General features: G+C 53.7%; 21 protein-coding genes and 2 pseudogenes. 19 read left to right on the forward strand and 4 right to left on the reverse strand.

Going from position 1 to position 25,354, the window contains the following annotated elements:
• Position 1 precedes the first annotated feature (1 nt).
• The 16 genes and pseudogenes from ACZ3HG_RS22090 to tssJ all read left to right on the forward strand — a co-directional run bounded on the left by ACZ3HG_RS22090 (position 2) and on the right by tssJ (position 15,841).
• Positions 2–787, forward strand: a complete 786-nt coding sequence (locus ACZ3HG_RS22090; RefSeq protein ID WP_465334430.1) for a DUF4123 domain-containing protein — start codon at positions 2–4, stop codon at positions 785–787.
• Positions 788–859: 72 nt separating this feature from the next.
• Positions 860–1,078, forward strand: coding sequence for a YceK/YidQ family lipoprotein (locus ACZ3HG_RS22095; protein WP_465334432.1), 219 nt, complete (start codon positions 860–862; stop codon positions 1,076–1,078).
• A gap of 60 nt (positions 1,079–1,138) precedes the next feature.
• Complete coding sequence (locus ACZ3HG_RS22100; RefSeq protein WP_465334434.1) at positions 1,139–1,672, forward strand: DUF3304 domain-containing protein; 534 nt, start codon at positions 1,139–1,141, stop codon at positions 1,670–1,672.
• A gap of 203 nt (positions 1,673–1,875) precedes the next feature.
• Positions 1,876–2,409, forward strand: a complete 534-nt coding sequence (locus tag ACZ3HG_RS22105; RefSeq protein ID WP_465334436.1) for a DUF3304 domain-containing protein — start codon at positions 1,876–1,878, stop codon at positions 2,407–2,409.
• A 217-nt stretch (positions 2,410–2,626) separates the two neighbouring features.
• On the forward strand, positions 2,627–3,160 hold the full coding sequence (locus ACZ3HG_RS22110; protein ID WP_465334438.1) for a DUF3304 domain-containing protein: 534 nt from the start codon (positions 2,627–2,629) through the stop codon (positions 3,158–3,160).
• Positions 3,148–3,457, forward strand: a pseudogene (locus ACZ3HG_RS22115) (hypothetical protein); the annotation flags it as partial. The gene ACZ3HG_RS22110 and the pseudogene ACZ3HG_RS22115, both read left to right, overlap by 13 nt.
• A 95-nt stretch (positions 3,458–3,552) precedes the next feature.
• Positions 3,553–4,084 (forward strand): annotated as a pseudogene (locus ACZ3HG_RS22120) (DUF3304 domain-containing protein).
• Complete coding sequence (locus tag ACZ3HG_RS22125; RefSeq protein ID WP_465334440.1) at positions 4,072–4,350, forward strand: hypothetical protein; 279 nt, start codon at positions 4,072–4,074, stop codon at positions 4,348–4,350. The pseudogene ACZ3HG_RS22120 and the gene ACZ3HG_RS22125 overlap by 13 nt, the downstream one beginning before the upstream one ends.
• Positions 4,351–4,477: 127 nt before the next feature.
• Positions 4,478–5,011, forward strand: coding sequence for a DUF3304 domain-containing protein (locus tag ACZ3HG_RS22130; RefSeq protein ID WP_465334442.1), 534 nt, complete (start codon positions 4,478–4,480; stop codon positions 5,009–5,011).
• Positions 4,999–7,452 carry a T6SS phospholipase effector Tle1-like catalytic domain-containing protein gene (locus ACZ3HG_RS22135; RefSeq protein ID WP_465334444.1) on the forward strand — a complete coding sequence of 818 codons (2,454 nt, stop codon included), beginning with the start codon at positions 4,999–5,001 and terminating at the stop codon, positions 7,450–7,452. The genes ACZ3HG_RS22130 and ACZ3HG_RS22135 overlap by 13 nt, the downstream gene beginning before the upstream one ends.
• A 14-nt stretch (positions 7,453–7,466) precedes the next feature.
• The gene (locus ACZ3HG_RS22140; protein WP_069729793.1) at positions 7,467–7,724 is read left to right on the forward strand and encodes a PAAR domain-containing protein; all 258 of its coding nucleotides are present in this window, start codon (positions 7,467–7,469) and stop codon (positions 7,722–7,724) included.
• 5 nt (positions 7,725–7,729) lie between these two features.
• Positions 7,730–8,848, forward strand: coding sequence for a hypothetical protein (locus ACZ3HG_RS22145; protein WP_465334447.1), 1,119 nt, complete (start codon positions 7,730–7,732; stop codon positions 8,846–8,848).
• Positions 8,835–12,290 (forward strand): ImcF-related family protein, encoded by a 3,456-nt coding sequence (locus ACZ3HG_RS22150; RefSeq protein ID WP_465334449.1) that lies wholly within the window; start codon positions 8,835–8,837, stop codon positions 12,288–12,290. Before ACZ3HG_RS22145 ends, ACZ3HG_RS22150 begins: the two co-directional genes overlap by 14 nt.
• 224 nt (positions 12,291–12,514) lie before the next feature.
• The gene (gene tssF, locus ACZ3HG_RS22155; RefSeq protein WP_413453821.1) at positions 12,515–14,269 is read left to right on the forward strand and encodes a type VI secretion system baseplate subunit TssF; all 1,755 of its coding nucleotides are present in this window, start codon (positions 12,515–12,517) and stop codon (positions 14,267–14,269) included.
• Positions 14,233–15,318, forward strand: a complete 1,086-nt coding sequence (gene tssG / locus ACZ3HG_RS22160; protein ID WP_465334451.1) for a type VI secretion system baseplate subunit TssG — start codon at positions 14,233–14,235, stop codon at positions 15,316–15,318. The genes tssF and tssG overlap by 37 nt, the downstream gene beginning before the upstream one ends.
• A complete protein-coding gene (gene tssJ / locus ACZ3HG_RS22165; RefSeq protein ID WP_191937403.1) occupies positions 15,296–15,841 on the forward strand; it encodes a type VI secretion system lipoprotein TssJ in 546 nt (181 codons plus the stop codon). The genes tssG and tssJ overlap by 23 nt, the downstream gene beginning before the upstream one ends.
• Positions 15,842–16,074: 233 nt before the next feature.
• On the opposite strand, the gene ACZ3HG_RS22170 is transcribed toward tssJ, so the two are convergent.
• From ACZ3HG_RS22170 to ACZ3HG_RS22180, 3 genes are all read right to left on the reverse strand, one after another.
• Positions 16,075–16,452: a hypothetical protein gene (locus ACZ3HG_RS22170; protein ID WP_465334454.1), complete on the reverse strand. Its 378-nt coding sequence runs from the start codon at positions 16,450–16,452 to the stop codon at positions 16,075–16,077.
• Positions 16,453–16,621: 169 nt separating this feature from the next.
• Positions 16,622–18,892, reverse strand: coding sequence for an autotransporter outer membrane beta-barrel domain-containing protein (locus tag ACZ3HG_RS22175; protein WP_465334456.1), 2,271 nt, complete (start codon positions 18,890–18,892; stop codon positions 16,622–16,624).
• Positions 18,893–19,293: 401 nt separating this feature from the next.
• Entirely contained in the window at positions 19,294–19,521 is a 228-nt protein-coding gene (locus ACZ3HG_RS22180; RefSeq protein WP_465334458.1) for a hypothetical protein, read from the reverse strand.
• Positions 19,522–20,621: 1,100 nt separating this feature from the next.
• Between ACZ3HG_RS22180 and ACZ3HG_RS22185 the strand changes: the two genes are divergently transcribed.
• On the forward strand, positions 20,622–21,251 hold the full coding sequence (locus ACZ3HG_RS22185) for an NlpC/P60 family protein (protein WP_465334460.1): 630 nt from the start codon (positions 20,622–20,624) through the stop codon (positions 21,249–21,251).
• Positions 21,252–21,372: 121 nt separating this feature from the next.
• On the opposite strand, the gene ACZ3HG_RS22190 is transcribed toward ACZ3HG_RS22185, so the two are convergent.
• Positions 21,373–21,795 carry a hypothetical protein gene (locus ACZ3HG_RS22190; protein WP_191935724.1) on the reverse strand — a complete coding sequence of 141 codons (423 nt, stop codon included), beginning with the start codon at positions 21,793–21,795 and terminating at the stop codon, positions 21,373–21,375.
• A 365-nt stretch (positions 21,796–22,160) separates the two neighbouring features.
• Between ACZ3HG_RS22190 and ACZ3HG_RS22195 the strand changes: the two genes are divergently transcribed.
• Positions 22,161–22,508, forward strand: coding sequence for a hypothetical protein (locus ACZ3HG_RS22195; protein ID WP_191935725.1), 348 nt, complete (start codon positions 22,161–22,163; stop codon positions 22,506–22,508).
• Between the two features lie 189 nt (positions 22,509–22,697).
• Positions 22,698–25,354 (forward strand): inverse autotransporter beta domain-containing protein (locus tag ACZ3HG_RS22200; protein ID WP_465334462.1); only part of this gene is annotated, 2,657 nt, incomplete at its 3' end.

A 25,354-nucleotide genomic window follows, 5' to 3' on the forward strand; every position in this document is an offset into this window, starting at 1 on the left:
AGTGCAGAATGAATACTCTGATGCCTGGTTAGAGGGGGCTAAACGGCTTTGCCAGCAGATTGGGCAGAACTATATCGATGTCATTGTTGATCAGTGCAGTGTGGATTACTCCGTGATCCCTGCGTTATCTGGCTTTTCACCGCAGATTAAATGGCAGTCTCTCTATAAGGATTTGCCTGAGGATATTTATCCCGAGGACGCACCGCTGCTGATGCGGATTATGTTTAACGATTTGCAACAATGGAACTGGCTTCAGGCGCTGGCAAAAGAAATGTCTTCAACGGCGCCTCTACTGATCTTATGTTCGCTATGGCCATTATCCAGATTGGGAGAATGGCTGACTCAGATCACTAATGCCCGGCAAGAAGGACGGGAAGGGATTTTTCGTTTCTGGGATACTCGTATTTTTTCATATTTTTTTACGGATATTCTGAATGCTGAGCAGCAGGAACAACTGAAATACCCTGCATTGTTCTGGGGGTGGCAGGATCTTGATGAACAATCGGCACTGCTGGCGGGGATGGGAAGTATCCCGAAACGCGACGAGGCTGCCCAACAGCTTGATTTCAGTGATAGTCAGTATGAAAAATTTATGTGCTTATGTGATGCAAAACGTTTTGTAGCTCAGCAGTTGCCAATAATAAATACTTTCTCCTCCAAAGAGACCCAATTCAAAGCCTGTTTTGAAGGCATGGTGAATGCGACTCAGGCTGGGGTATTGTTTGATGATGAGCGAGATGCCTTTGTAATCGACCATTTAACCCGATTGAGTCATCAAATCGGATGAGGGCTGCTTTTTTTACGTCAAATCACTGTTTTTATTGTTTTTTAGGATGACAATAATAAATAAGGAAAGAGAATGAAAATAATAACAGTGTTGATGCTTATATTTCTTTTAAGTGGTTGTGGCTCTATATCAGAACATGCCTCAGGGTGTTATCGAGAGTATTATCAGGGAACACAGAAAATGGTGGATGCGGGATACTGGGTCTATCTTCCCTGGCTTGATGTCCCTTTCTCTGCCGTGCTGGACACAGTGACGCTGCCTGTTGATGCAATTTGTATTGCAAATCGTTAATACGGGAATGTGATTTTTTAAATGATATTGGTATATATCATTTTTTTGGAGGAAATCAGGATGAAGATAACAATCTCAGGAATATTACTGGGTGTTTTTTTACTGGCTGGATGCAGCCAGCCAAAGGCAGAAGCACAAACGCAGAGTGGTGGTACAGGAACAATTGAAGCCATTAACCATACCAAATGGGCTATCAATCACTTCAGCGTAAACGGGCAATCTGGAATAGATGCGATCGGTCCATTTGATGGCGGCGGCGGCGGATGCTGCTATGGCGTTCCTGCTGTCTGGACGCCTGGAATGACAGTCAGAATTGACTGGGAAACAGGAGTTGGGAGTTCTGACGATTTCCCCGGGTATGCTGACGAAAAGAAATTTTTGGAATGGGCAAAAAAAATAAAGGCTCAGAATCGTCAGCACAGTAAAACAGTGCCCCTGCCTGATTATACGGGACAGGAAACCTGCGGTATTACGGTGCATTTTTTGCCCTGTGATGACGTGAAGGTGACAACCAGCTGCTTTACCTACGGCAGCCCTTCTTATCCGATTAAGCTTCCGCTGGAAATGAAGGAGCCGAAAGTATGTCCGAAGTAACCACGGATCTGGTCTGGCACCCGCAGGAATTTCCGGCCCAGGGGCGCTTGCCGTCGTAGGCGGTATTAGTAGCTAAGAAGCAACAGAAAAGAATCTGATAAAGATTTATCTCAATGATAAAAATGATTTAATTCTGCCTGGAGGCGGCAAAATTAAATCATTTTATCTGTAAGTGTGGATGACGCAATAAAAGAAAGTTAAGGATGAAAATAACAATCTCTGGCGTATTACTGGGTGTTTTTTTACTGGCGGGATGCAGCCAGCCAAAGGCAGAAGCACAAACACAGAGCAGTGGTACAGGAACAATTAAAGCCATCAACCATACCAAATGGGCTATCAATCACTTTAGCGTTAACGGACAGTCGGGCATTGATGCTGTAGGTCCATACCAAGGGGGGGGAGGGGGATGTTGTTACGGGGCTCCTGCTGTCTGGACGCCTGGAATGACAGTCCGAATTGACTGGGAAACAGGAGTTGGGAGTTCTGACGATTTCCCCGGGTATGCTGACGAAAAGAAATTTTTGGAATGGGCAAAAAAAATAAAGGCTCAGAATCGTCAGCACAGTAAAACAGTGCCCCTGCCTGATTATACAGGACAGGAAACCTGCGGAATTACGGTGCACTTTTTACCCTGCGATGATGTCAAGGTAACGACAAGCTGCTGGTCACCCGCCAATGCTAATTATCCAATCAAACTGCCGCTGGAAATGAAGGAGCCGAAAGTATGTCCGAAGTAACCACGGATCTGGTCTGGTACCCGCCAGAATTTCCGGCGCAGGGTCGTTTGCCGTCACAGGCAAGGAAAACCAGTTGAGGGCTACCTTTTCGACGGTGCTGGTAATAGTTTTAAAACAGTTTATCCCGATGGTTGAAATGATTTAATTATGCCAGCCAGTGGCGCAATTAAATCATTTTATCTGTAAGTGTGGATGACACAATAAAAGGAAGATAAGGATGAAGATAACAATCTCAGGAATATTACTGGGTGTTTTTTTACTGGCCGGATGCAGCCAGCCGAAGGCAGAAGCACAAACGCAGAGTGGTGGTACAGGAACAATTGAAGCCATTAACCATACCAAATGGGCTATCAACCATTTCAGCGTAAACGGACAGTCGGGTATTGATGCGATCGGTCCATTTGATGGCGGCGGGGGCGGGTGTTGCTACGGTGTGCCTTCCGTCTGGAAACCGGGTATGACAGTTAAAGTCGACTGGGAAAGTGGTGAAGCTTCTACAGAGGGTTTTCCAGGATTTGCCGATAGAGAGAAGTACAAAGCGTGGCTAAAGAAAATGAGGGCTAATAACAAGGAGCATAGCAAAACTGTGCCGCTGCCAGATTACTCAGGACAAAAAACCTGTGGTATCACGGTGCATTTTTTACCCTGTGACGACGTGAAGGTGACAACAAGCTGCTTTACCTACGGCAGCCCTTCTTACCCGATCAAATTGCCGCTAGAAATGAAGGAGCCGAAAGTATGTCCGAAATAACCACGGATCTGGTCTGGTACCCGCCGGAATTTCCGGCGCAGGGTCGTTTGCCGTCACAGGCGGCGCTGGTGGGCAAAAACTGTAAGCAGCAAGAGAGCCTGGAGCGAATCTATCGCAATGAACTTTGCCAGGCTGACAACAAGCTGGTAGATATGGCGTGTTGCAAAACTCTGCAATTACTCGTCCCGTCCATGGGACTCGCCCTGCGGGCCGCCATAAATGGCGTTCAGATTTGCTCCCGGCAAATCTGTCAGTCTGTTTTTTGATGGTACCGGTAATAACCTGAATAACGATTTATCCCGATGGGGGAAATGATTTAAGTATGCAAGGCAGAGGCACAGTTAAATGATTTTACCTGTAAGAGTGGATGGCGCAATAAAAGGAGAATGAGGATGAAGATAACAATCTATAGCGTATTACTGGGTATTTTTTTACTGGTCGGATGCAGTCAGCCAAAGGCCGAAGCACAGACGCAGAGTGGTGGTTCGGGGACAATAGAAGCGATTAACCATACTAAATGGGCCATAAATCATTTCAGCGTCAATGGTCAGTCGGGCATTGACATTATAGGCCCTTTTCAAGGTGGGGGGGGGATGTTGTTATGGTGTTCCTGCCGTCTGGAAACCGGGAATGACGGTACGAATTGATTGGGAAACAGGTACTGGAGGAACAGATGGTTTTCCCGGTTATGATCATTGGGATGAATATTTAAAATGGCAGAAAAGAATGGATTCATTTAAGCGCCAACACAGCAAAACAGTTCCGGTACCAGATTATACGGGACAGGAAACCTGCGGTATTACGGTGCATTTTTTGCCCTGTGATGACGTAAAGGTGACAACCAGCTGTTTTACCTACGGTAGTCCGTCTTACCCCATTAAGCTGCCGCTGGAAATGAAGGAGCCGAAAGTATGTCTGAAGTAACCACGGATCTGGTCTGGTATCCGCCGGAGTTTCCGGCTCAGGGGCGTTTGCCGTCGCAGGCGGCTGTGACGGGAAAAAATTGCAGACAGCAGGAGAGTCTGGAGCGGGTATACCGCAATGAGCTTTGTCAGGCTGAGAATAAGCTGGTAGATATGCCGTGCTGTAAAACGTTGCAATTACTCGTCCCGTCCATGGGACTCGCCCTGCGGGCCGCCATAAATGGCGTTCAGATTTGCTCCCGGCAAATCTGTCAGTCTGTTTTTTGATAGTATCAGGTAATAACCTGAATAACGCTATACCCCGATGGGGGAAATGATTTAAGTATGCCAGGCAAAGGCACAGTTAAATGATTTTACCTGTAAGAGTGGATGGCGCAATAAAAGGAAGATAAGGATGAAGATAACAATCTCTGGCGTATTACTGGGTGTTTTGTTACTGGCCGGATGCAGCCAGCCGAAGGCTGAAGCACAAACGCAAAGCGGTGGTTCGGGGACTATAGAAGCCATTAACCATACCAAATGGGCCATCAACCATTTCAGCGTTAACGGGCAGTCAGGTATTGATATTATTGGACCTTTTGACGGTGGTGGTGGTGGGTGCTGTTACGGTGTACCTTCCGTCTGGAAGCCTGGAATGACGGTTCGTATTGACTGGGAAACCGGTCAAGGATCTTCAGCTGGTTTTCCTGGATTCGCAGATGAAGAAAAGTATCTTGCTTGGAAAGCAAAAATCGATGCGCAAAAGAAACAACATAGCCAAATCGTTTCTGTGCCGGATTATACGGGACAGGAAACCTGCGGTATTACGGTGCATTTTTTACCCTGTGACGACGTGAAGGTGACAACAAGCTGCTTTACCTACGGCAGCCCTTCTTACCCGATCAAATTGCCGCTAGAAATGAAGGAGCCGAAAGTATGTCCGAAATAACCACGGATCTGGTCTGGTACCCGCCGGAATTTCCGGCGCAGGGTCGTTTGCCGTCACAGGCGGCGCTGGTGGGCAAAAACTGTAAGCAGCAAGAGAGCCTGGAGCGAATCTATCGCAATGAACTTTGCCAGGCTGACAACAAGCTGGTAGATATGCCGTGTTGCAAAACTCTGCATATTAGCCTGTTTTTTGATGGTACCGGTAATAACCTGAATAACGATTTTTATTTGTCTAATCCAAAACACCCAACCAACATTGCTCGTTTATTTCGTGCCACGATCGGTAATGGTGCCGTTGGCGGCGTGTCTTCCTCCGCTGGGTTACTCGATTCTGATCCAGGCCTTAAGGGAAGTTACTACAAATACTACATACCTGGCGTTGGGACACCTTTCCCAGAAATTAACGATCTTGATTATTCAACTTCAGGGCTGGCCTTTGCCAAAATGGGAGAAGACAGAATTAACTGGGCGCTGTTGAGAATTATTGATGCATTGAAACGCTCTCTAGTTCAACAAAACGACGATGCCAGTAAGCTTTCTGATGCTGAAACACGTGCCGCGATAGACAATATGGCAACCTCCTGGGCTTCATTGGGATTAACCGGTAGCCATAATCGCTACGAGACCTTTAGCGCAGAGTTGAAAAAACTGAAGTCTTTGCTGGGCCCGGCTCTGCAGCAACCGAGTCCTACTCAGCCAAAGCTGCTGGGAATTAAGCTGTATGTATATGGTTTTTCCCGCGGGGCGGCGGCGGCGCGTGCCTTTGTGAGCTGGCTGAGCGAGCTGCTGCCAAAACCTGAAGGAAGAAACCAAAAACCTGAGCAGTGCCTGATGGTAGACGATCTGAAAATCCCTCTCAGCGTGGAGTTTCTGGGGTTACTGGATACGGTGGCATCTGTAGGCATAGCACATGTTGCACCGGTGGCGGAAGGACATATGTCGTGGGCTGACGGGACTCAGGAGCTGCCGGAGGAAAAAACCTACGGTGGGTTAATTAAAAATTGCGTACATCTGGTTTCTTCCCATGAGCAGAGGCTCAGCTTCCCGCTGGACTCTCTCCGCCGTGCTAACGGTAAATATCCGGTAAACTGTAAGGAAATAATCTACCCAGGAATGCATTCGGATATTGGTGGCGGTTATCCTCCAGGAGATCAGGGTAAGGCGGATGGGGAGGATGACAGCCTATTATTGTCTCAGATCACACTTAATGATCTATATAGTTTAGCTTTTCAGGCCGGAGCACCTCTGAAAGTTGCTGGCGATAATCTTCCTAATGACCTCAAAAAGGATAAATGGAGAGCTTTAGTATTAGATGTCTTAACCGAGTTTGATGTCGATACCTCCCTCATCAATCGCTTTAACGCCTGGCGAGAATTAACGCTAAACCTCCCCCCGTCAAAAGAAAAAATCAATGACGAACAGGCAGCAGAATACATCCCCCCACGGGCATCGGTCAGTCTTGAAAAAGCGTTTGAAAATCAGATTGCCTGGATCACCGCGTGGCGCATCGATCGCTACGCCAAAGGCACAATGCTGACGACACCTTTTTACGAGCGGGCGACGGATAGTGATGCTCTCCCGGGGGCGCTGGAAAGCTCAGAAGTTAAACGGGAGCTGCAACAGGGCGCGGTCAGGGCCCGGCGGCAAGAAAAAATCGCCAGTCAGCCAGCAGATAAAATGGATGAATTAGTGCTGGAGCCCGGGGTGAAAGATTTTGACCCGGATATCGCCAAAACCCAGTTGAAGCAGGCAGCGACGGAATTTGGCGAAGACTATCGTCAGCAATTCCGCAGCCCGACCAGCATTGGTCAACTGGTGCTGGCGGTGATTCCGCGTAACTCCATTTTTCTACTGAATATTGACGACAGGCCGCGAGAATATGCGCTGATCAAAGCGTCCGCCGAGACGAAGGTCGCGACGCTGTTCCCACCTCCTGGAGAAGCCTCGAATGCGGACACGCCAGCCGGGTTGGTCAGAGCGCTGTTTGACGATCAGGTGCATGACTCCCGCGCGTGGTTTATGCAATACACGCTTGGAACGCGGGAACCCTGGGGCGGCTATTTCCTCTATCGGATGATCTACTTCGGTAACAAATGCAATAAGTCACTCTCTCCGTTGACCATTGCCGGAGATGTGGTTGGGGCGGCAACGCTGGTCGGTGGCGTTATCTTTAGCTTCAAACAGAAAGGCACAACGGCAAAACTGGCCGGCCTTGCCGGTACGGCCGGGCTGCTGACGCTGGAGTCTGAAGCGATGGATTATCTCACCGGCCTGGCAATTCCTATGGTCGACAACGCGGATGCGCTGAAAGCCTTTACCTCCGAACCAGGCGTTGTGACGGCGCAACAGACAGAAATCATCAGTGAGAAACGTCTGGAGATGGCGAAATCAATTATCCAGTCCGGATGGCTGGAAAAAGCACAATCGCTGGTGACAACCTGAGCAGGAGGCATTGAATGAAACGGGTGATTCGTCAGGGGGACATCCTGAAGGAGTACGGCGGTAAGGTTTTGGTCGGGCACTATCTCTGCTTTGGTAAAGGGATTGCCGCTAAAGGGGATGCGGTTAAATGTAACAAGCATGGAATGACAACCATCGCCGAAGGCAGTTCACTCTCGAAGGTAGATGGTCAGCCTATTGCCCTGCATGGACACCGTTGTGCTTGTGGTTGCACGCTGGTGAGCTCCTTTCCTGATTTTGGTATCGGACAGTGAGGGACGTGCCACAGTATCCCGCCTGGAAAAAAGCCAAAAAGCCGATAAACCGTGGATGGCTGCTGGCAGGGGCATTTCTGATTTTATTTGCCGGGGCGGTGGGGGGGCTGATTGGCGGAGAAAATCGTAGCGGAATGGCTTTTTCAGCAATGGGCTTCGTTCTGATCTGCATAGGTTTTTTCTGGCTTTGTCAGCTGCTTTATTTCCGTCTCTCTTTGCATCATGCAATAGCATGGCAACGCAACGTTGCGCATGAGCAAAGTCGGTGGTGGGAAGATCATCAAAGCCTCCTTGGTATGCAAGAAGTCCTGCTGCTTGGTCCTTCAGGCGCGGATATGGTGGATTGGCAAAGGGTGCTTAGCCGTATTCAGCGGCCCCCGGCAGAACGCCAGGAAACGGGTGGAAAAGCACTGCGTATTGCCCGCACCTTCTCTGCAGATAGCCTGACAAGGGAGCAACAGCTGGTTCGCGCTTTGGTGATGCAATGGAGGAGTACCCCGCGTGACAGGCCGCTTACGATCTCGCATTGTTTCTTTTTAGGGGATGCCTCTGTCTGGTCCGCTTTCTGCGAGCAAATGAAGGCGTCTTTTCCTGAAGTCCACCTGCCAGACCAACCTGAAAACTGGCAGGGAGAAGCAACGCTCGCGAGGCTTGCGACCCTGCTTCGTGAAGATGAAAAGAGTCAACATCTGGTGGTTGGGTGCGTGTCTCTCCCTGCTGACGCGAATAGCCCATTGCCTGCGGGCGAATCAGCCGCTCTCTGGGTGGTCGGGGCAGATGCTCCGGTGGTGATGCCCCGGGGTGAGTTTTATGATGCGCCTGCCTCAGAGCCATTGAACCTCATCTGTGAACGCGCGGTGGCACAGTGCGATCTTCACGACGATCCACCCGCCTGCGTTTTATTTTCACATCCTCAAATTGCTCAGTTGGATGAGTGCGGCTGGAATACCACGCATAACCTACAGGACAGCTATTGGGGAATGCAGGGCAGCATGGAACCTCTCATTGTTATCTCTCTTGCTGCTCTTTTTGCCCAAACAGAAGCACAGCCATGCGGCTGGGTTAGTACCGATCCTCAACACACTCTCGCTCTTGGAATAGTAAAGCCACATGGAAAAGGATAACGCCCTTAAACCAGACGCAAGTATCTCTACTGCCGTAACGGTGATAATCACCCTTGCTGTTGTCACTTTGCTGATACTCTGCGGCGGTCTCGTATACTGGTATTTTTTTGCTGATATCTCGCTGGGCTGGGAATCGATTCGGCCCATCCTTATTGTCTGCGGGATTTGTTGGACTGCGTTAGTTTGTCTAATTACGCTGAGTTTTGTTGGCATTCAGCTGTGGCAAATTAGCCAACTTAAGAAGCTCTCCTCTAAGGGAGTGAAATACAAAAGTCGCAAACACAACTTAAAACAGCAGGGGCTGAAAACCGAGATCGCGAGTGTTTTGCGTAAACGCTACAACCTCTTCTGGCGTCATAAAACCCGTCTGCTGCTGATCACCGGCGACGAAGCCGCCATCGAACAGCTGATCCCCGGCCTGCAGGAAAGTCAGTGGCTTGAAGGCAACCGTACCGTGCTGATTTACGGCGGCAGCCTGGCAGCAGAGCCCGATCGCGAAAAATATACTGCGCTGCGCAAGCTGCGCCGGGGTCGTCCACTGGACGGGATTGTCCGCGTATTACCGGAGTCGCTTAACCTGACACCACAAATCAGCGACAACGATTTACGCGGGCTGGAAAAAATCAGCGAGCTGCTGCGTTATTCCGCCCCGGTCTGGCTGTGGCAGCTGTGCGGCAGTAGGTGGTCGCAGGCAAAACGCACTGAACAGACCGTAGGGGCCAGTTTTCCGCTGCGGGCCACAGCCGGTGATATTACCCGCCAGCTTGAGCTGATGCTGCCGGCCCTGCGGGCGCAGGGGGTGAGTCAGGTCGCAGAGAACAACCGCCACGACTTCCTGCTGCGTCTGGGTCAGCACCTGAAAGAGGGCGGGATCGCCCGCTGGGCTCAGCAACTGGCGCCGTGGCTGTCCGTTTCTCAGCAACGCGTTCCGCTGCGTGGCCTGATGTTCAGCCTGCCGGAGAATACCTCTGCTGATATCGCAACGTTAACGGCCAGCGCGGAGGGATTAGCCCCGGCATCACAGCGTCATGCGCTGCCCCTGCCGGTGACCTGGCAGGGTATTGTTGATGACTGTCCCCGCGTACGTGGCCGTCGTGTCGGTATGGCGTGGGAGCAGACGCTGGCCTGGGCTCTGATGGCCATTATCGGGGTCTGGGGGGCGGGAACGCTGCTGTCGTTTGCGCTGAACTACGGACAGATTTCTTCTGTGGCTGCAAAAGCACGAAATCTGGTGGAGCATCCCGCTGTTTCCGATAGTCAGCTCACTGCCCTGCACATCCTGCGTAATGATGCCGGTCGGCTGCAGCACCGTATTCAGGATGGGGCCCCCTGGTATCAGCGCTTCGGTCTGGACCATAACCGGCAGCTGCTGGCTGCGGTGCTGCCCTGGTACGGCGTGGTGAATACCCGCCTGATCCGCGACCCGGCCAGTGCGGCCCTGACGCAGAAGCTCAGCGCGCTGGCAGGCTCTGCACCCAACAGTGACCGGCGGGCACAGCTGGCGAAGCCGGGCTATAACCAGCTGAAAGCCTGGCTGATGATGGCTCATCCGGATAAGGCCGACGGCGCGTTTTACGCGCAGACCATGAAAACCGTGCAGCCAGCGCGCACGGGTATCTCAACCGGCCTGTGGCAAAGTCTTGCGCCGGATTTATGGGCATTCTACATCGCCGCACTGCCAGAGCAGCCGCAGTGGACAATCACGCCGGACACGCAGCTGGTCAGCCAGAGCCGCCAGGTGCTGCTGCAGCAGATAGGACGGCGCAACGCGGAAAGCACCCTGTATGAAAATATGCTCAAATCCGTGCGGCGTAATTATGCCGACGTGTCTCTGGAAGACATGACCGGCGGCACCGATGCCCGCCGCCTGTTTACCACCGATTCAGTGGTGCCGGGGATGTTCACCCGTCAGGCATGGGAAGGCGGCATTCAGCAGGCTATCGAAAAGGCTGCCAGTTCCCGCCGCGATGAAATCGACTGGGTGCTGAGCAACAGTCAAAAAGCCGTCTCCTCAGACCTGTCGCCGGAAGCGCTGAAAGCACGTCTGACGCAGCGTTACTTCACCGACTTTGCCGGCAGCTGGCTGAGCTTCCTCAACAGTCTGCGGCTTAACCCGGCAAAGAATATTGCAGACGTCACCGACCAGCTGACGCTGATGAGTGATGTCCGCCAGTCGCCGCTGATTGCCCTGCTGAATACTCTCGCCTGGCAGGGGCAGACCGGCCAGCAGAGCGAAGGCCTTTCAGACTCCATCATCAAATCGGCTAAAGACCTGGTCGGTGGAAAAGACAGACCGGCGATTGACCCGTCCGCGTCAGGCCCGCAGGGGCCACTGGATGAAACCTTTGGCCCCCTGCTGCAGCTTCTGGGCAAAAATAAGGGGCGTAACGTCATGTCGGCGGATAACTCTCTGAGCCTGCAGACCTATCTGACCCGCATTACCCGCGTGCGCCTGCGCCTGCAGCAGGTGGCGGGCGCCTCCGACCCGCAGGCGATGATGCAGACCCTGGCCCAGACGGTATTCCAGGGCAAAAGCGTGGATCTGACCGATACCCAGCAGTACGGCAGCCTGATGTCGGCAAGCCTTGGCGAAGAGTGGAGTGGCTTTGGCAACACGATGTTTGTGCAGCCGCTGACTCAGGCCTGGGAGACCGTGCTTCAGCCGTCGGCAGCCAGTCTGAATGACAAATGGAGCCGCTCGGTCACGACGAACTGGCACACGGCCTTTGACGGACGCTTCCCGTTTGCTGCGGGTAAGAGCGATGCGTCCCTGCCGATGCTGGCCGAGTTTATCCGTAAGGACAGCGGGCGTATTGAACGCTTCCTGACCACGGAACTCAGCGGGGTGCTGCACAAGGAGGGCAGCCAGTGGGTGCCGGATAAGGTCAACAGCCAGGGGCTGAGCTTTAACCCGGCGTTTCTGCGGGCCATCAATCAGCTGAGCCAGCTGTCGGACATTCTGTTTACCGACGGCAGCCAGGGCATCAGCTTTGAACTGCAGGCGCGTCCGGTGCCGCAGGTGGTCGAGACTCAGCTGACCATTGATGGACAAAAGCTGCACTACTTTAACCAGATGGCCGACTGGCAGTCCTTCCGCTGGCCGGGAGACACGTTTAAGCCGGGGACGCTGCTCACCTGGACGTCAACCAGCGCAGGCGCGCGCCTGTTCGGGGACTACAGCGGAACCTGGGGCTTTATACGCTGGCTGGATCAGGGCAAGCGCCAGCAGCTTGACCGCAGCCAGTGGATGATGAGCTTTAGCGCCCCGGATGGTCGCACCCTGCAGTGGGTGCTGCGCTCACAGCTGGGGAAAGGCCCGCTGGCGCTGCTGGATCTGCGCGGTTTCGCGCTGCCGGACCGGATATTCAGCGTCGACAGCGAGGCGGCGGCGCAGGCACTGATGGCCAACGCCGCAAACCGTGATTCAGACGGGATGGAATAATGGGTCGTTTGTATCATCCACCCTCATCACTGTTATCTGCAGTCAAATCGCGTCTCAGGCTGCTGCGCATGAAAACCACACGCAGTGAAACCGATAAATTACGGCTTCAGCCCGAGATGGATTTGCTGCTGTCCGGTCTGATTGCGCCCGACCCGGCAAGCCGTGCGGTGCTTCGCGGGAAGTGACACGTGGCATACCTTTAAAACACAATTACTCAGGTTCTTATGGATGATTTAACCTTACGTTATTATGACGCTGAAATGCGCTACCTGCTGGAGGCCGGCGAAGAGTTTGCCCGCGCTCATCCCGAGCAGGCGGCAATGCTCAATCTCGATAAAGCGGGCGCGCGCGACCCGTTCGTGGAGCGCCTGTTCGAAGGCTTTGCCTTCATGATGGGCAGACTGCGCGAGAAGCTTGACGATGATTTGCCGGAGCTCACCGAAGGGCTGGTCAGCCTGTTGTTGCCGCATTACCTGCGCACCATTCCGTCGATGTCGGTGGTGGAGTTCACCCCTGACTGGCGCGAAATGAAAGAGCATATGCGTATTGTTAAAGGTTTTGAGGTGCTCTCGCGGCCGATCGGTGAGAAGGGGACGCGCTGCCGCTACACCACCACCAAAGAGATAACCCTTCAGCCGCTGTCGCTGGAGTACGCCCGCCTGTCGACCGATCCTGACGGACGTTCGGTCATTAGCCTGCGCATCAGCTGCAGCCCTCTTGCCGACTGGAGCCGTGTCGATCTCAGTCAGATCCCGTTCTATTTCAACGCCGATGCCCCCCTGGCCTGCGCCATGCACGAAGCCTTCACCCTGAACACGGCCCGCCTCTGGCTGCGGATGCCGGGTGACGTGGACAGAAGACCGCTGGACGGGTATTTCACCGCACTGGGATTGGGCGATGACGACGGCCTGTGGCCGAAAGGGGACAGCAGCTTCAGCGGTTATCAGCTGCTGCTGGAGTATTTCACCTTCCGCGAGAAATTTATGTTTACGGGCCTGCGCGGGCTGGAAACCGTGCTGTTTCCGGCTGAACTCCCCTGGTTCGACATCGACGTGGTGCTGGCAGAGCGCTGGGAGCATGACTTCAGCTTTACTGAAAAGCATCTGCGCCTGAACTGCGTGCCGGTGATTAACCTGTTCCCGCTGGAATCTGACCCGCTGACGCTCAATTCTCTGCAGACCGAATACATGCTGCGCCCGATGCGCGTGCAGGATGGCCATACCGAGATTTACGCGGTGGATTCGGTGCAGTCATCGAGCCAGCATACCTACGTGCCATTCTCAAGCTTCCGCCACAAGGGGGGAATGATGCGCCATGAAGCACCGGAATATTACTACCACACCCGCGTGCGTCGCGGCCCGTCCGGGCTGCATAACACCTGGCTTATCCTCGGTGGTGAAGCGTTTGATAACCACACGGTGCCGCAGGACGAAAGCCTGTCCCTGACGCTCACGGGTACCAACGGTCAGCTGCCACGCCGTGCGCTGCAGAGCACCGTACTCGATACGGTAATGAAAACGACTTCGGCCAGTATCGCCGTGCGTAACCTGTGTGCGCCAACGTTGCCCTGTTATCCTCCGGCGCAGGACCGTTTTCACTGGCGCGTGCTGAGCCACCTCGGCAGCGGATTCCTGTCGATGATGGATAATGCCGACGTGCTGCGCGGTACCCTGGCGCTGTACGAGTGGACCGACAGCGAGATGAACCGCCGACGCCTGGAAGCCATTATCGACGTGAAGCACGGTGAAACCGAGCGCTTTGAGCAGGGCTACCTGGTGCGCGGCGTGCAGATTGAAGTGACGCTGGACAGTCACGGTTTTGCCGGGCGCGGGGACATCTGTCTGTTTGGCGAGATGCTGAGTCGCTTCTTCGCGCTGTACACCGACATCTATCTGTTTAACCGCCTGATTATCATCCTGCAACCGACCGGAGAGCGCCTGGAATGGGAAGAGAAGCACAACCGCCGCATCCCCGGCTGACCCCGCGGCTGGAAGCCGATCTGCACCGCATTAACTTTTACCGCTTATGCCAGCTGCTGGAGAAGCGGGATCCGGGCAGGCCACTGATGGGGTCGACCAGTCATCCCGCCGACGACCCGGTGCGGTTTGCCCCGCATCCGGGGATGGGGTTTCCGGCCAGTGAACTGAAAGCGGTCGAGTACGATGAGGACGATGACAGTAAACCACCGGTCATCCGCGCCACGTTTATGGGGATGTACGGTGTGGATTCGCCGCTGCCGACCGCCTATCTTGATGACATCACCCGGCGCCGGGAGGGGCACGAAGCCCTGCAGGACTTTCTGGATATCTTCAGCCACCGCATCCTGACGCAGTTCTATCGCATCTGGCGGAAATACTCGTATCCGGCCACGTTTGAGCCGGGCGGTAGCGATACTATCTCGCAGTCACTGCTGGGCCTGGTGGGGCTGGGCATACCCGGTACGGCAGAACATATCGCCACGCCGGTGTCGCGCTTTCTGGCGCTGCTTGGCGTACTGCGCCAGCCGGGCAAAACCCAGGAGGGGATGCAGGCACTGGTGAGCCTGCTGGCACCCGATACCAGAGTGCAGGTGAGACCGTACTGCCTGCGACCTGTAGAAATTGTTCAGCCCCTGGGCTTCTACGGCGATGATGACTTTCTGCTGGACGGCAATACGCCGCTGGGCGACGAGGCGATGGATGCCAACAGCCAGCTGCTGGTTGCGCTGTCCAGCGATAACGAACAGGAGTCGCAGGGCTGGAAACCTGACGGCCTGCTGTATCAGGACTTTCTGGTGATGCTGCGGGTCTGGCTCGGCTGGCGCTTTAAGGCAAAAATCACCCTGACCACCCGGACCCGCCTGCTGGCCGCTCCGCCGCTCGGCGAGGGCCCATTCTGGCTTGGGATGAACGGCGTACTGGGCGCGGAAGACGCCGACCTCCCGGACGATATCCCGCTGACCTTTACGACGGAACTGGGCTATTACACCGGCCTGCAGCCCGCAACACCTCAACAAGGAAACCGACGTGTTACGTACAAGTTTGACTAAATCCACGCGCTGGCTGTTACCCGTGCTGGCCATCGCACTTACCGGTTGCGGACTGACGCAAAGCGTCAGCGATGGCACCCAGTCGGCCTTTAGCGCGGTGTTTTATAAAAAGATTAAGGTGCTTCATCTGGATTTCACCGCACGCGAGGCCCTCAATACCGACGCGCGCGAGAACGACTCATTGTCTGAGTCGGTGGTGGTACGAATTTATCAGCTCAAAGACATTAAAACCTTCAACAGAAGCGTCTATCAGCAATTGTTGAATGAGGGAGAAACGACGCCTGGCGCGGATTTACTGGCCACTCGCGATGTCGTGGTGAAGCCGGGGGGCGATGTGTCGCTGGATATGCCCATGGAAAGCGATGCGAAATATGTGGCGGTTGTGGGGCTGTTCCGTCATCCGGATACGCTGAAAAACAGCTGGAGGCTTACGATTGACCGTGAAGCGCTCGATGCTGACAAGGCGCGGGTGATTGAAGCCAGGGATAACCAGCTGCTGTTGTTACCGCTTAAGGATCAATAAAGCCTCATCCCCTAACCAGGTCTTACGCATTAAAATGAACTCGCGGTAATTCATTTGAACTCAAAACATAAATTTGTGAATTTTGTTGAGAGTATTTAGATGAACGGACTGATTCAGTCATTTGCTGATTTCCCCGATCCAGGACGTCAGGGGCGATTACACCATCGATTTATTGATATGTTAATCATTGCTGGATCTTCGTTTGCTGAGACACCTTATTGTCACCGTCACGCTCACCGCCCCCTTTTGCCATCCACATCCGCCGCCTGACAGTCCCGCTGGCTCAGTGTCCGCCAGCGGGCCTCGCTTTCCTCATCTTGCGCCTTATGGAAGCGCTGGGCAATAATGCCTGACGCTATGCACATTCCTGTCGCATCGTGATGGGCCGACAGCATCTGATAATCCCTCTCCAGGTTAAAGGACGCCGTCGTTTCATCGCCATTGACGGCGTCCGGCACCTCCCCTTTATTTACCTGTGAGGGCGGTTTCAGGGGCATCAGCCCGACACCCGCCGTATCGCCGCAGTGAAACGCCAGCCCCACGGTCTGGCTCAGGATAAGCAGAACCAGCAACCCTATGCCCGGCGTCATCTTCATACTTTGTCGTTTCATGTCGGTTTATCTCTCGTCCTGTCTTTTACACACTCCGCCTCCGGCACGGCCGTCCCACTCTTACCGCCGGCACGCCCGTGCCGAAGAACCACTCTGTGTTTTCCTGCGTTTTACGTTAATGCTGTCTTTGTTTTTATTCTGCTCAGTGCGCCGCTGGCGACACCCGGTATCAGAAGTTGTACTTCACACCCAGGGTGCCCTGGGTATCGCTGTAGCCGTTGCCTCCCATCTGCTGGGAAACGTCGGTCCACAGGCTCAGGTTGTTGCTCAGCTTGCCTTCCACGCCAGCCTTCAGCTCACCCACATTACGGGAACCCGTAATGTTTTCAGACGCCCCGTTCATGCTCACGCCGGCCTGTTTGGTGTTGTAGACCCAGTTGGCTTCCACGAACGGCTGGAAGGTGCGGGCCGTGTCTTTATCCTTCACGCTTTTGCCGTTAAGGTAAGTGCGCAGACCCAGTCGTGTCTGAACGTTGTCACTGCCGCTGCCATGAACGTGGGTGCCGTTGTACTCGGTGTGGTCATCCGCCTTCACGCCGGTCCAGATAACCTGGGCGCGTGGCTGCAGCCAGAGGCTGTTGGTCATGTCGTTACCGCTCAGCCAACTGATAAGACGCAGGTTGTAACCTGTCTCCGCAGACGCCATCAGGCCTTTACTCTTATAGGTTTCCGGAGCCAGGTCCTGACCTTTAACTTCGTTATTGAACCAGGCGTACTGCAGCCAGGAGTCAGCATACACGCCGGCCTTGCTTTTAGTGTCCTGATACCAGGTGCCGTAAAGGCCCGCGCTGTAGCCGCTGACGGAGCCGGTGGAGCGGTTACCGGTCAGAGAGTTGTGGGTGTTGCTTTTCTGGTTGGCATAGCCGCCCATAACTCCGAGGCTTAGCTGGCCTGCCGCATCGTCGTTCCAGGACATGACGTCGCCACCGAGCTGCATGACATAGCGGTTAGCGGAGGTTTTGTTCTGGCCATCAGACATGGAGGACTTGTTGCGTCCGCCGACGTTGCGCATCCACATAGAGGTGGAGTGTGCTTCGCCGTTGACGGCGTCGGTGTCGCGGTTTTCGCCCTGGCGGTCGCGGAGTCCCATGACGAACATGGTGTTAGCGGCGCGGAGGTTATCGGCATAGGTAGCTGCTTCCGGACGGACCATATGCACGGTATGTGGCGTGACAGGGTCAACAGGTGTGAGATAGCTGGTCAGGTACCAGTCCTTGTCGTCTGTGCCTGAGGCGTTGCCTTTTTGCAGGGTATAGTCATAGGCACCTGCAACCACGCGGCCAGTCAGTGAGAACTTCGCCCCGGAGGTACCTTTCACTTCCACCACCTGAATGCCTTCCAGGGTCTGCGCGCCTGAGCCGTTCTCGTTGGCGATGCTGAGGGCGCTTTCGCCGCTGCTGTCGCCGGTAATCACCAGCTTATCGGTCAGGGAGTCGTCCCCGGCCAGTACGCCACCCAGGGAGACGGAGCTGCCCGCCACGCCGGTGTAGTTACCGTCGATGGTCAGGGTGTTCCCGGCCGAATGTGACGTGGGGTTAAGGACCAGGCTGCCGCTGTTAACGAGGTTGCCGGTCAGGGTGGCCGCGGCCCGTTCCTCGGTGCTGAGCATCAGGGTACCGGTGTTGGTCAGGTTGCCCTTAACGTCACTGCCGCTGTTCAGCACCAGGGTGCCGGCGTTGCGGATGGCGTCAGCGCCGTCGCCAAGGACGTGCCAGTCGGCGTCCTTCTGCCAGGTGAGGCGGGAGCCTTCGGTCACGCTGAGGGTATCCACGTACGCGGACGCCACGGAGGCGGTGGTGAGGTCGGCGATGTTGTCCGCGTCGCCGATGGCCAGCGAGACGCCGTGTCCGGCCTTGCCGTCCTTCTCGCCGTTCCAGGAGAGGACGCCGCCCAGCACGGAGCGGTCGCCGGCGGCAACGTACCGGGTGTTATCGCCTAGTGCAGCGCTGCCGGTGATGGTGCCGAAGTTGAGCAGGGGTGACATGGTGCCCGTGTTCTTTACGCTTCCGACGCTGCCCATGTTAAGAAGGGAGTAAGGGCCGTTCAGCTTCCCCCTGTTTTCGATCAGGCCGACCGTCCCGTCAGCGTCATTAAATATTCCGGCAACCTCACCGGACATGGTGTTGTCGTTGATGATGGCGGTGATATTGCCCGCATTCCCGATAGCGGCGATGGAGGCACTCATCGTCCCCCCATTTTCTACGATACCCAGTTTGTCAGTGAAATTCTCAACGACGTATTGGGCACCGCTAAACGACATAAAAGACGAGTTGTACCAGTTATCCTGTTCGCTTCCGGGTTCGTATCGATAGTAGAACTCGTTGCCGCCGACAACATTTACCGGCCCCTCGGGGGCCTTGTTGCCGCATGCGAAGCACGCACCCGTTTCATATTCACCTTTCCCACCGGTCGTCGATGCGTACGTGCTCGCTGCGGTCACCCCGTTCAGCCCCTGGAGGTCTAGTGTCCCGGGCGTGATTCCGGAGAACCCGGCGATGAAGTATGCGATGCCGTACCCGCCTGAGGTTATTGATACTGCGGTGTTTCGAGGCCTCTCCTTTGCCCCGTTGACGCCTTGAGGTTGAATGTAGCTTACTCCCCCCTTAGAGGTGTAGGCTTCAACTTGTTCAGTGAGTGGTAGATGGTCGATGATCATGTGCTTTACCCTTTTTTTTCACCAGAACGACGCGCCGGCATACTCCGGGGGCGTTCAGTTTTTTCGGGCGTCAGTCACCCTGGCATGCTGCCAGCATTCCTTCCGCCCACGCTGTCCACCGCAAGTCATACGCATGCACCCGCTCAGAGGTCGCCTCATGGGATTTTTCTCTGCACCGGGCCTGCTCATAAAGCTGCGCGTCGTTCACGATGGTTGTTTACTGCTCTGGGCGCGATGGCGGGCGTCTCCGCCCCAAACCCGATACCCAGCCAGTCAAACCCTTTGCATAGCCTTCCCTTCTGCGTTTTGTCCGGGTGGCGCTCGAAGCCACAGAGGTCGAAGAACTCCACCAGCAGGGCAATACCTCTGCGCAGCTGCCAGCGCGTCCGCGTGAGCAGTACAAAATCGGCCATGTATCTGACATAAAACACCTCTTCAGGGCCGAAGCTGCTGTTGTCGCAGTCAATCTGATATAGCAGGCTGCCGCCCGGCAAAGGACTGAGGGCGCAACCTCTTTTTTGCTTGGTTTATCGTCTGATGGCGAAACAAACCGCATCAGTCCGATTCAGAAGATAATGATCAGGGTAATAACGTCAGGCGATGGCGGTAAAAGACAGCCACAGATAAATATCCCTTTGGTGCACCTGCGCAAAATTCATGATGTCTCGTTCGTCTTTATAAAAATGCGTCATAATTTGATATAAGAACCTGTGACTTCTAAACTCAGCGTGACTTCAGTGAAATCCTAATAATCGATTCGTCTTCTATGTTATGCGGAGGTTTCCAGAACGGAATTTTCTGTTAAGAGATGTTGTTATCCTCACCGCAATAAAAGAATGGGAAAAAGCTGATCCAGCTCAATTATTAAGGCGTTGCCTTTCAGACATTAAAAATAACTGAGCGCAATTATCCATAAGCGGAACCGATCGTCAATAACCATCAATAACCATCAATAATCTCACTTTAATAGCTGGAGGCGATTGAATAGAGTTTATCGATCGTTTGTTTCGATCATGAAAGGTGGCGAAAACATAGAAAAATGATCTATATATCATAAGGAAGCGGGTTTTCCTGCAGAAAGACAGAAAAATTATCATCAGGGCGTTAATTTTAAAAAAAACACATTGATAACAAAATGAGTCTTTATTTGATTTGGCTTGTTTAGTAAACATTTACCTTAATTAAAGGTGTTGAGGTGAGACTGTTTGTAAATGGGCTTCAGGGCTGGATAAGCAAAGTGATAATATTTTCTTTCGTATTTGTTTCGAACCTGTTGAGTAATGCGGTGGTAATTTTTTCTGATGTATTTATCAGAAATGGTGTTCATTTTTTCGGAATTTAAAGTACAGTTGGTTAATATGAGTATCACCGATTCCTGCTGTGGTAACTGTTAAGCAATCTTACCTTTCGAGTGAAATTTATGGGCGAAGTGTTTTTTCTGTGTTCTATAATGAGATATTTTGTCGTATCTATGTTAATTCCGTGAGAATGCAATCCATGGCAGGCCTTGATTATGTTTTTTTGCAAAAGGGTTATCTTTATTTTGTTTTTTTTGTCTTCGGTGTGCTGTTTTGCTTCGGTCCGGCATCCAGGTATTCATCCTCTGGCGTCGATGCAAAAAACCAGCCGCCATCCGGTATTACGTAAGATCCCTCGCCATCGTGTAATTCATAATACTTCCCGCCATTGCGGAATGCATAAGATCCCTCATCATCCTGTAATGCAGAAAAGGAAACCGTTTTTGACACAGGCAGCGGTTATGCGTGGATTAATGCGTGACTATACCGACTGGCGTGGCGTGAAATATAAATTCGGTGGTACTTCCCGCAGGGGGGTCGACTGTTCTGGCTACGTACAGCATTTATTTCGCAGTCAATTTCATGTACGTCTGCCCAGAACCACCTGGCATCAGATAACAAAGGGAAAATATGTCAGGATTAAGGACTTAAAACCCGGCGATCTGGTATTTTTTAAAACCGGAGGCGGGGCGCAGCATGTGGGCGTGTATGTCGGCCATCATCAGTTTTTGAACGCGTCAGGCAGTCAAGGAGTGACGCGGTCAGAACTGTATTCTCCGTACTGGCGTCAGCATTATCTTACGGCCCGGCGGGTGCTGATATCAGCGGGGGCGCGACAGCCCTGAACGTTATCGCGGGGGCCTGATCTGGTGTGCGTTTCCGGCCAGCCCGGCCTGGCACCACCTGTATTGCCCTTGCGTTTTCCGGCAGCCTGCCCGGGTGCCGGAAAGCCGCACTTCTGGCGAACTAGTAGCCACCCAGTTGCTTTATTTTCGACTTCATTACCTGATAGGCTTCATATTTTGCTTTGTGGCAGAGCGTCTCAAACTTCATGTTCAGAGTCATCGTGTACACCTGTCTGGCGTCATTTCCCATGATGTTCTTATTCGTATTAAGAAATCTGAATTCGTCATTTATTTTTTTATTTTCCTGAGCAAGTTCAGGGTATTTCGCGCTTTTTGATGCGCGCAGGAAGTTAAAGTTATCTACACAATTATTGCTACTTGATGCTGTGCTTGTTACCGGTACCAGTGGGCTCTGGCCGCTGACGGCACCAGCAAGCTCCGGCTCTGCTGTACCGCTATTTTGTGCACCGACTCCGGTACCGGACGTCGACGAACAGGCTGTTAAAAAAAATAATGACGCAATCGTTATCACTTTAAGGTTCATTCTATACTCTTATTTTTTATTAAGTTAATTAGCATGGCGCGTGTATACGCGGCGTGCCGTATGCTGGTTATTTTAGCCTCTACACTGCCTTTTTGAATACCATTTTTCAGATTTTTTTTCATGCTTATTGAAAATAAATTGCTGATTACTGATCGCTTTAGTCAGATTTTAAAAACTTTAAATTTCCTGCAACATCAATGCAGCATTTACCTCTTCGTTTGTTTAGTTTGGGTTTGGGGAGGAAGCGCGATGATTGAATCTCTTTTATAGGATATTCTGAGGGTTTTATGGCTTCAAGAGCGGTGTTTATATCATCCCTGATCTTTTTTGTTTCTGCCTGTTCATCATCTCCGGTAACGCATCCGGTGACGGCCACCCAGGCTGCAAAGCAAAAAGATACGCCGGCCAGTAAATATGCCGAGCGGTCGGTATTGCCGTCTAACACGATTGCTTCCAGCAGCGATCCCTGCGTCGATAACTTTAATTTCCTCAGGGAAGCTGGCAGCGATTCCTATCAGGTTTATTCAAAAGATTACGTGAAAATCGGGAATGGTTATAATTTTCTCGGTCAGAATAAAAACATCATGGGCAATGATGCCCGCCAGGTTTATAACATGAACCTGGATGTTAAGCTGGATACCTTATGTAATAAGGTGAAGTATGCCAGTTTCGGTATTATAAAAAACAAAATAAAGGATTTTGACGGTATCTGATTTTTCTTTATTGTCTCGGGCGGGGCTTTCCCGGTTTTAATTCATCATCTTAATTCACTGTTTTATATAGGCGTCGGTATGTGTTTTCGGTTAATTTCGGTATGGCTTATTTTAGTTCAGTTGTTTTTGCCATTCACGACCTACGCTTCACCAGAACAGGCGACGGTGAATAAACTTAATGCTCTCATTATGGGAAACCCGCCCCTTTCCCGGGAGGACGCCAAAACCGGTCCGCAGCCACCAGCCGCGGACCTTCAGGGCAGCGAGGCTGCCCTTCCTCCGGCCCCTTCCGCGCTGCCTGAGCTGGGATTACCAGCCCGGGATGTGGTAACGACCACACAAGCGGACAACACAGCCGGGCGTGAAAATACGGCATCTGAAAATGACACCGGCCTCCGACAGCAGTTGGCCGCCGGTGCACGGGACATCGGCTCCATTCTTTCATCAGCGGACTCCTCCGCGGCTACTGTTAATTATGCCAGCCAGCTGGCCGTTGGCTTAATCAACCAGAAGGTGGATGACTGGCTCAAAATTTATGGCAATGCCCGTGTCAGCCTGGGGACGGATAAAAAAGTCACCGGCGATTTCCTTTTACCGCTGATGGACCGGGATGATTCCCTCTTATTCTCACAGGTGGGGATGCGGAACAATCAGGCGCGTAATACGGTCAATGCGGGGCTGGGGTATCGTCAGTACACTGGCGACTGGATGCTGGGCATCAATACATTTTACGACTACGACTATACGGGCGGTAACCGTCGTCTCGGTGCAGGGGTAGAGGCGTGGCGCGATTATCTCAAGCTTTCCGCTAACGGTTACTACGGGCTAACCGGGTGGCATCAGTCGGTGTTATCCGCCATGAAGGATTATGACGAGCGGCCGGCAAACGGTTTTGACATGAATGCGGAGGCCTACCTTCCTTCGATGCCGTCCCTTGGCATGAGTCTTAAATATGCCCGGTATCTGGGCAGCGGTATTTCCGTGGCGGAAAGCAGTCCCTCCCCGGATACCCTGAAAAATAATCCGGCCGTGCTGACGGCGGGCATCAACTACACGCCATTCCCGCTGCTGACGTTCTCAGCGCTCAGATCATTCGGCGACGCCAGCGATACCCGGCTTGAAATGGGTGTCAATTACAGGCTTGGTGTGCCCTTTTACCGGCAAATCAGCCCGGACTCTGTTGATCTGAACCGTAGCCTGGCCGGCAGCAAATATGATTTTGTTGATCGAAACTACAATATCGTCATGCAGTACCGTAAGCAGGATCTGCTGAGGATCGAACTGCCAGCCCATATGCAGGCGCAGGCCGCTGACACGGTAACCATACCGCTGCGCGTTTCCCGGGATAAATACGGAATAAAAAGCGTGGACTGGTCAGTGTCCCCCGAACTGATCGCGCATGGTGGTCATTATAAGGAGCTGTCGTCGGAAGTGCTTCAGGTCACCCTGCCGGCCTACGTTTTCGGCGTGGGCGGGAAAGCCCCTCAGTCATACCCGATCCAGGCAGTCGCCAGGGACAAGCAGGGTAACCTGTCCAATACAGCAACGATGTCCCTTGACGTGGTTCCGTCACAAAATGTCATTACCGGCCTGACACTATCACCGGATGCAGAGATTCTGCCGGCAAACAACGCGAAAAGTTATACCGTGACGGCGCGGGTGGCAGATGCGCGCAATGCCGCGCTGGCAGAGCAGCCCGTGACCTTCAGTCTGGCAGGGCTGCTGAACGAAAAGGGCGAGCCGGGAACTGAGCTGACGGCGGCAGATGGCACGCAGGATCCGGAGCAGCTAACCACGGCCACGAGCCGGGACGGTACCGCGGTCGTAAAGCTCCGCAGCCGCGTGTCAGGCAGGGGCAGTATTACGGCCGTCATGAATAATGGAAACAGCCGTCACATTCCGGTGCAGTTTAACGCGGATGCGGCGACCGCAGCGGTGTCTGCGGTGGTGCTGCAGGGCACGAAGACGACAAAGGTGGCGGACGGGAAAAGCGCGTTCAGCTATACCGTGACGGTGCTGGACGTGAACAAAAACCCGGTGCCGGGCGTAACGGTGACACCGTCAGCGGATAACGCGACCGTGGCAGTACATACCGGCGCGGCGACGGACGCGCAGGGCCGGACCACCTTTACCCTGACGGGGACGAAGGCGGTCGCGGACGTGACGGCGAGCGCGAGGGTGGGCAGCGGCGTGGCGGTGAACGCGGACCGGAGGGTTGCCTTCATGGCGGACGCGGCGACCGCGGCGATGTCTACGGTGCTGCTGCAGGGCACGGAGACGACAAAGCCGGCAGACGGGAAAAGCGCGTTCAGCTATACCGTGACGGTGCTGGACAGGAACAAAAACCCGGTGCCGGGCGTAACGGTGACACCGTCAGCGGATAACGCGACCGTGGCAGTACATGCCGGCGCGGCGACGGACGCGCAGGGTCAGACCATCTTTACCCTGACGGGGACTAAGGCGGTCGCGGACGTGACGGCGAGTGCAAAGGCCGTGGGCAGGGGTACCAGCGTAAACGCGGATCGGAAGGTCAGCTTCACGGCGGACAGCAGCACCGCGAAAGTGAGTGCGGTCGTCCCTGCCAGCCCGGGCGCTCCGGCGGACGGCACCGTGGATGTGGTGACGGTAACGGTGAAGGACGCGAATGGTAACCCGGTGGGCAATGCGGCGGTCAGCCTGTCGGCAACCAACGGTGCCACCCTTAAAGAGAGCGTGACCACCGACGCGCAGGGCCAGGCCACGGCGCCGCTGAGCAGTAAAAAAGCCGGCGCGGTAACGGTAACGGCGAAGGTGGCCGGCGGGAAGGATGCGGGCCAGACCGCGACCGTTACCTTCACGGCGGGCGC

Source organism: Erwinia sp. PME.40.26/001 (assembly GCF_055556675.1).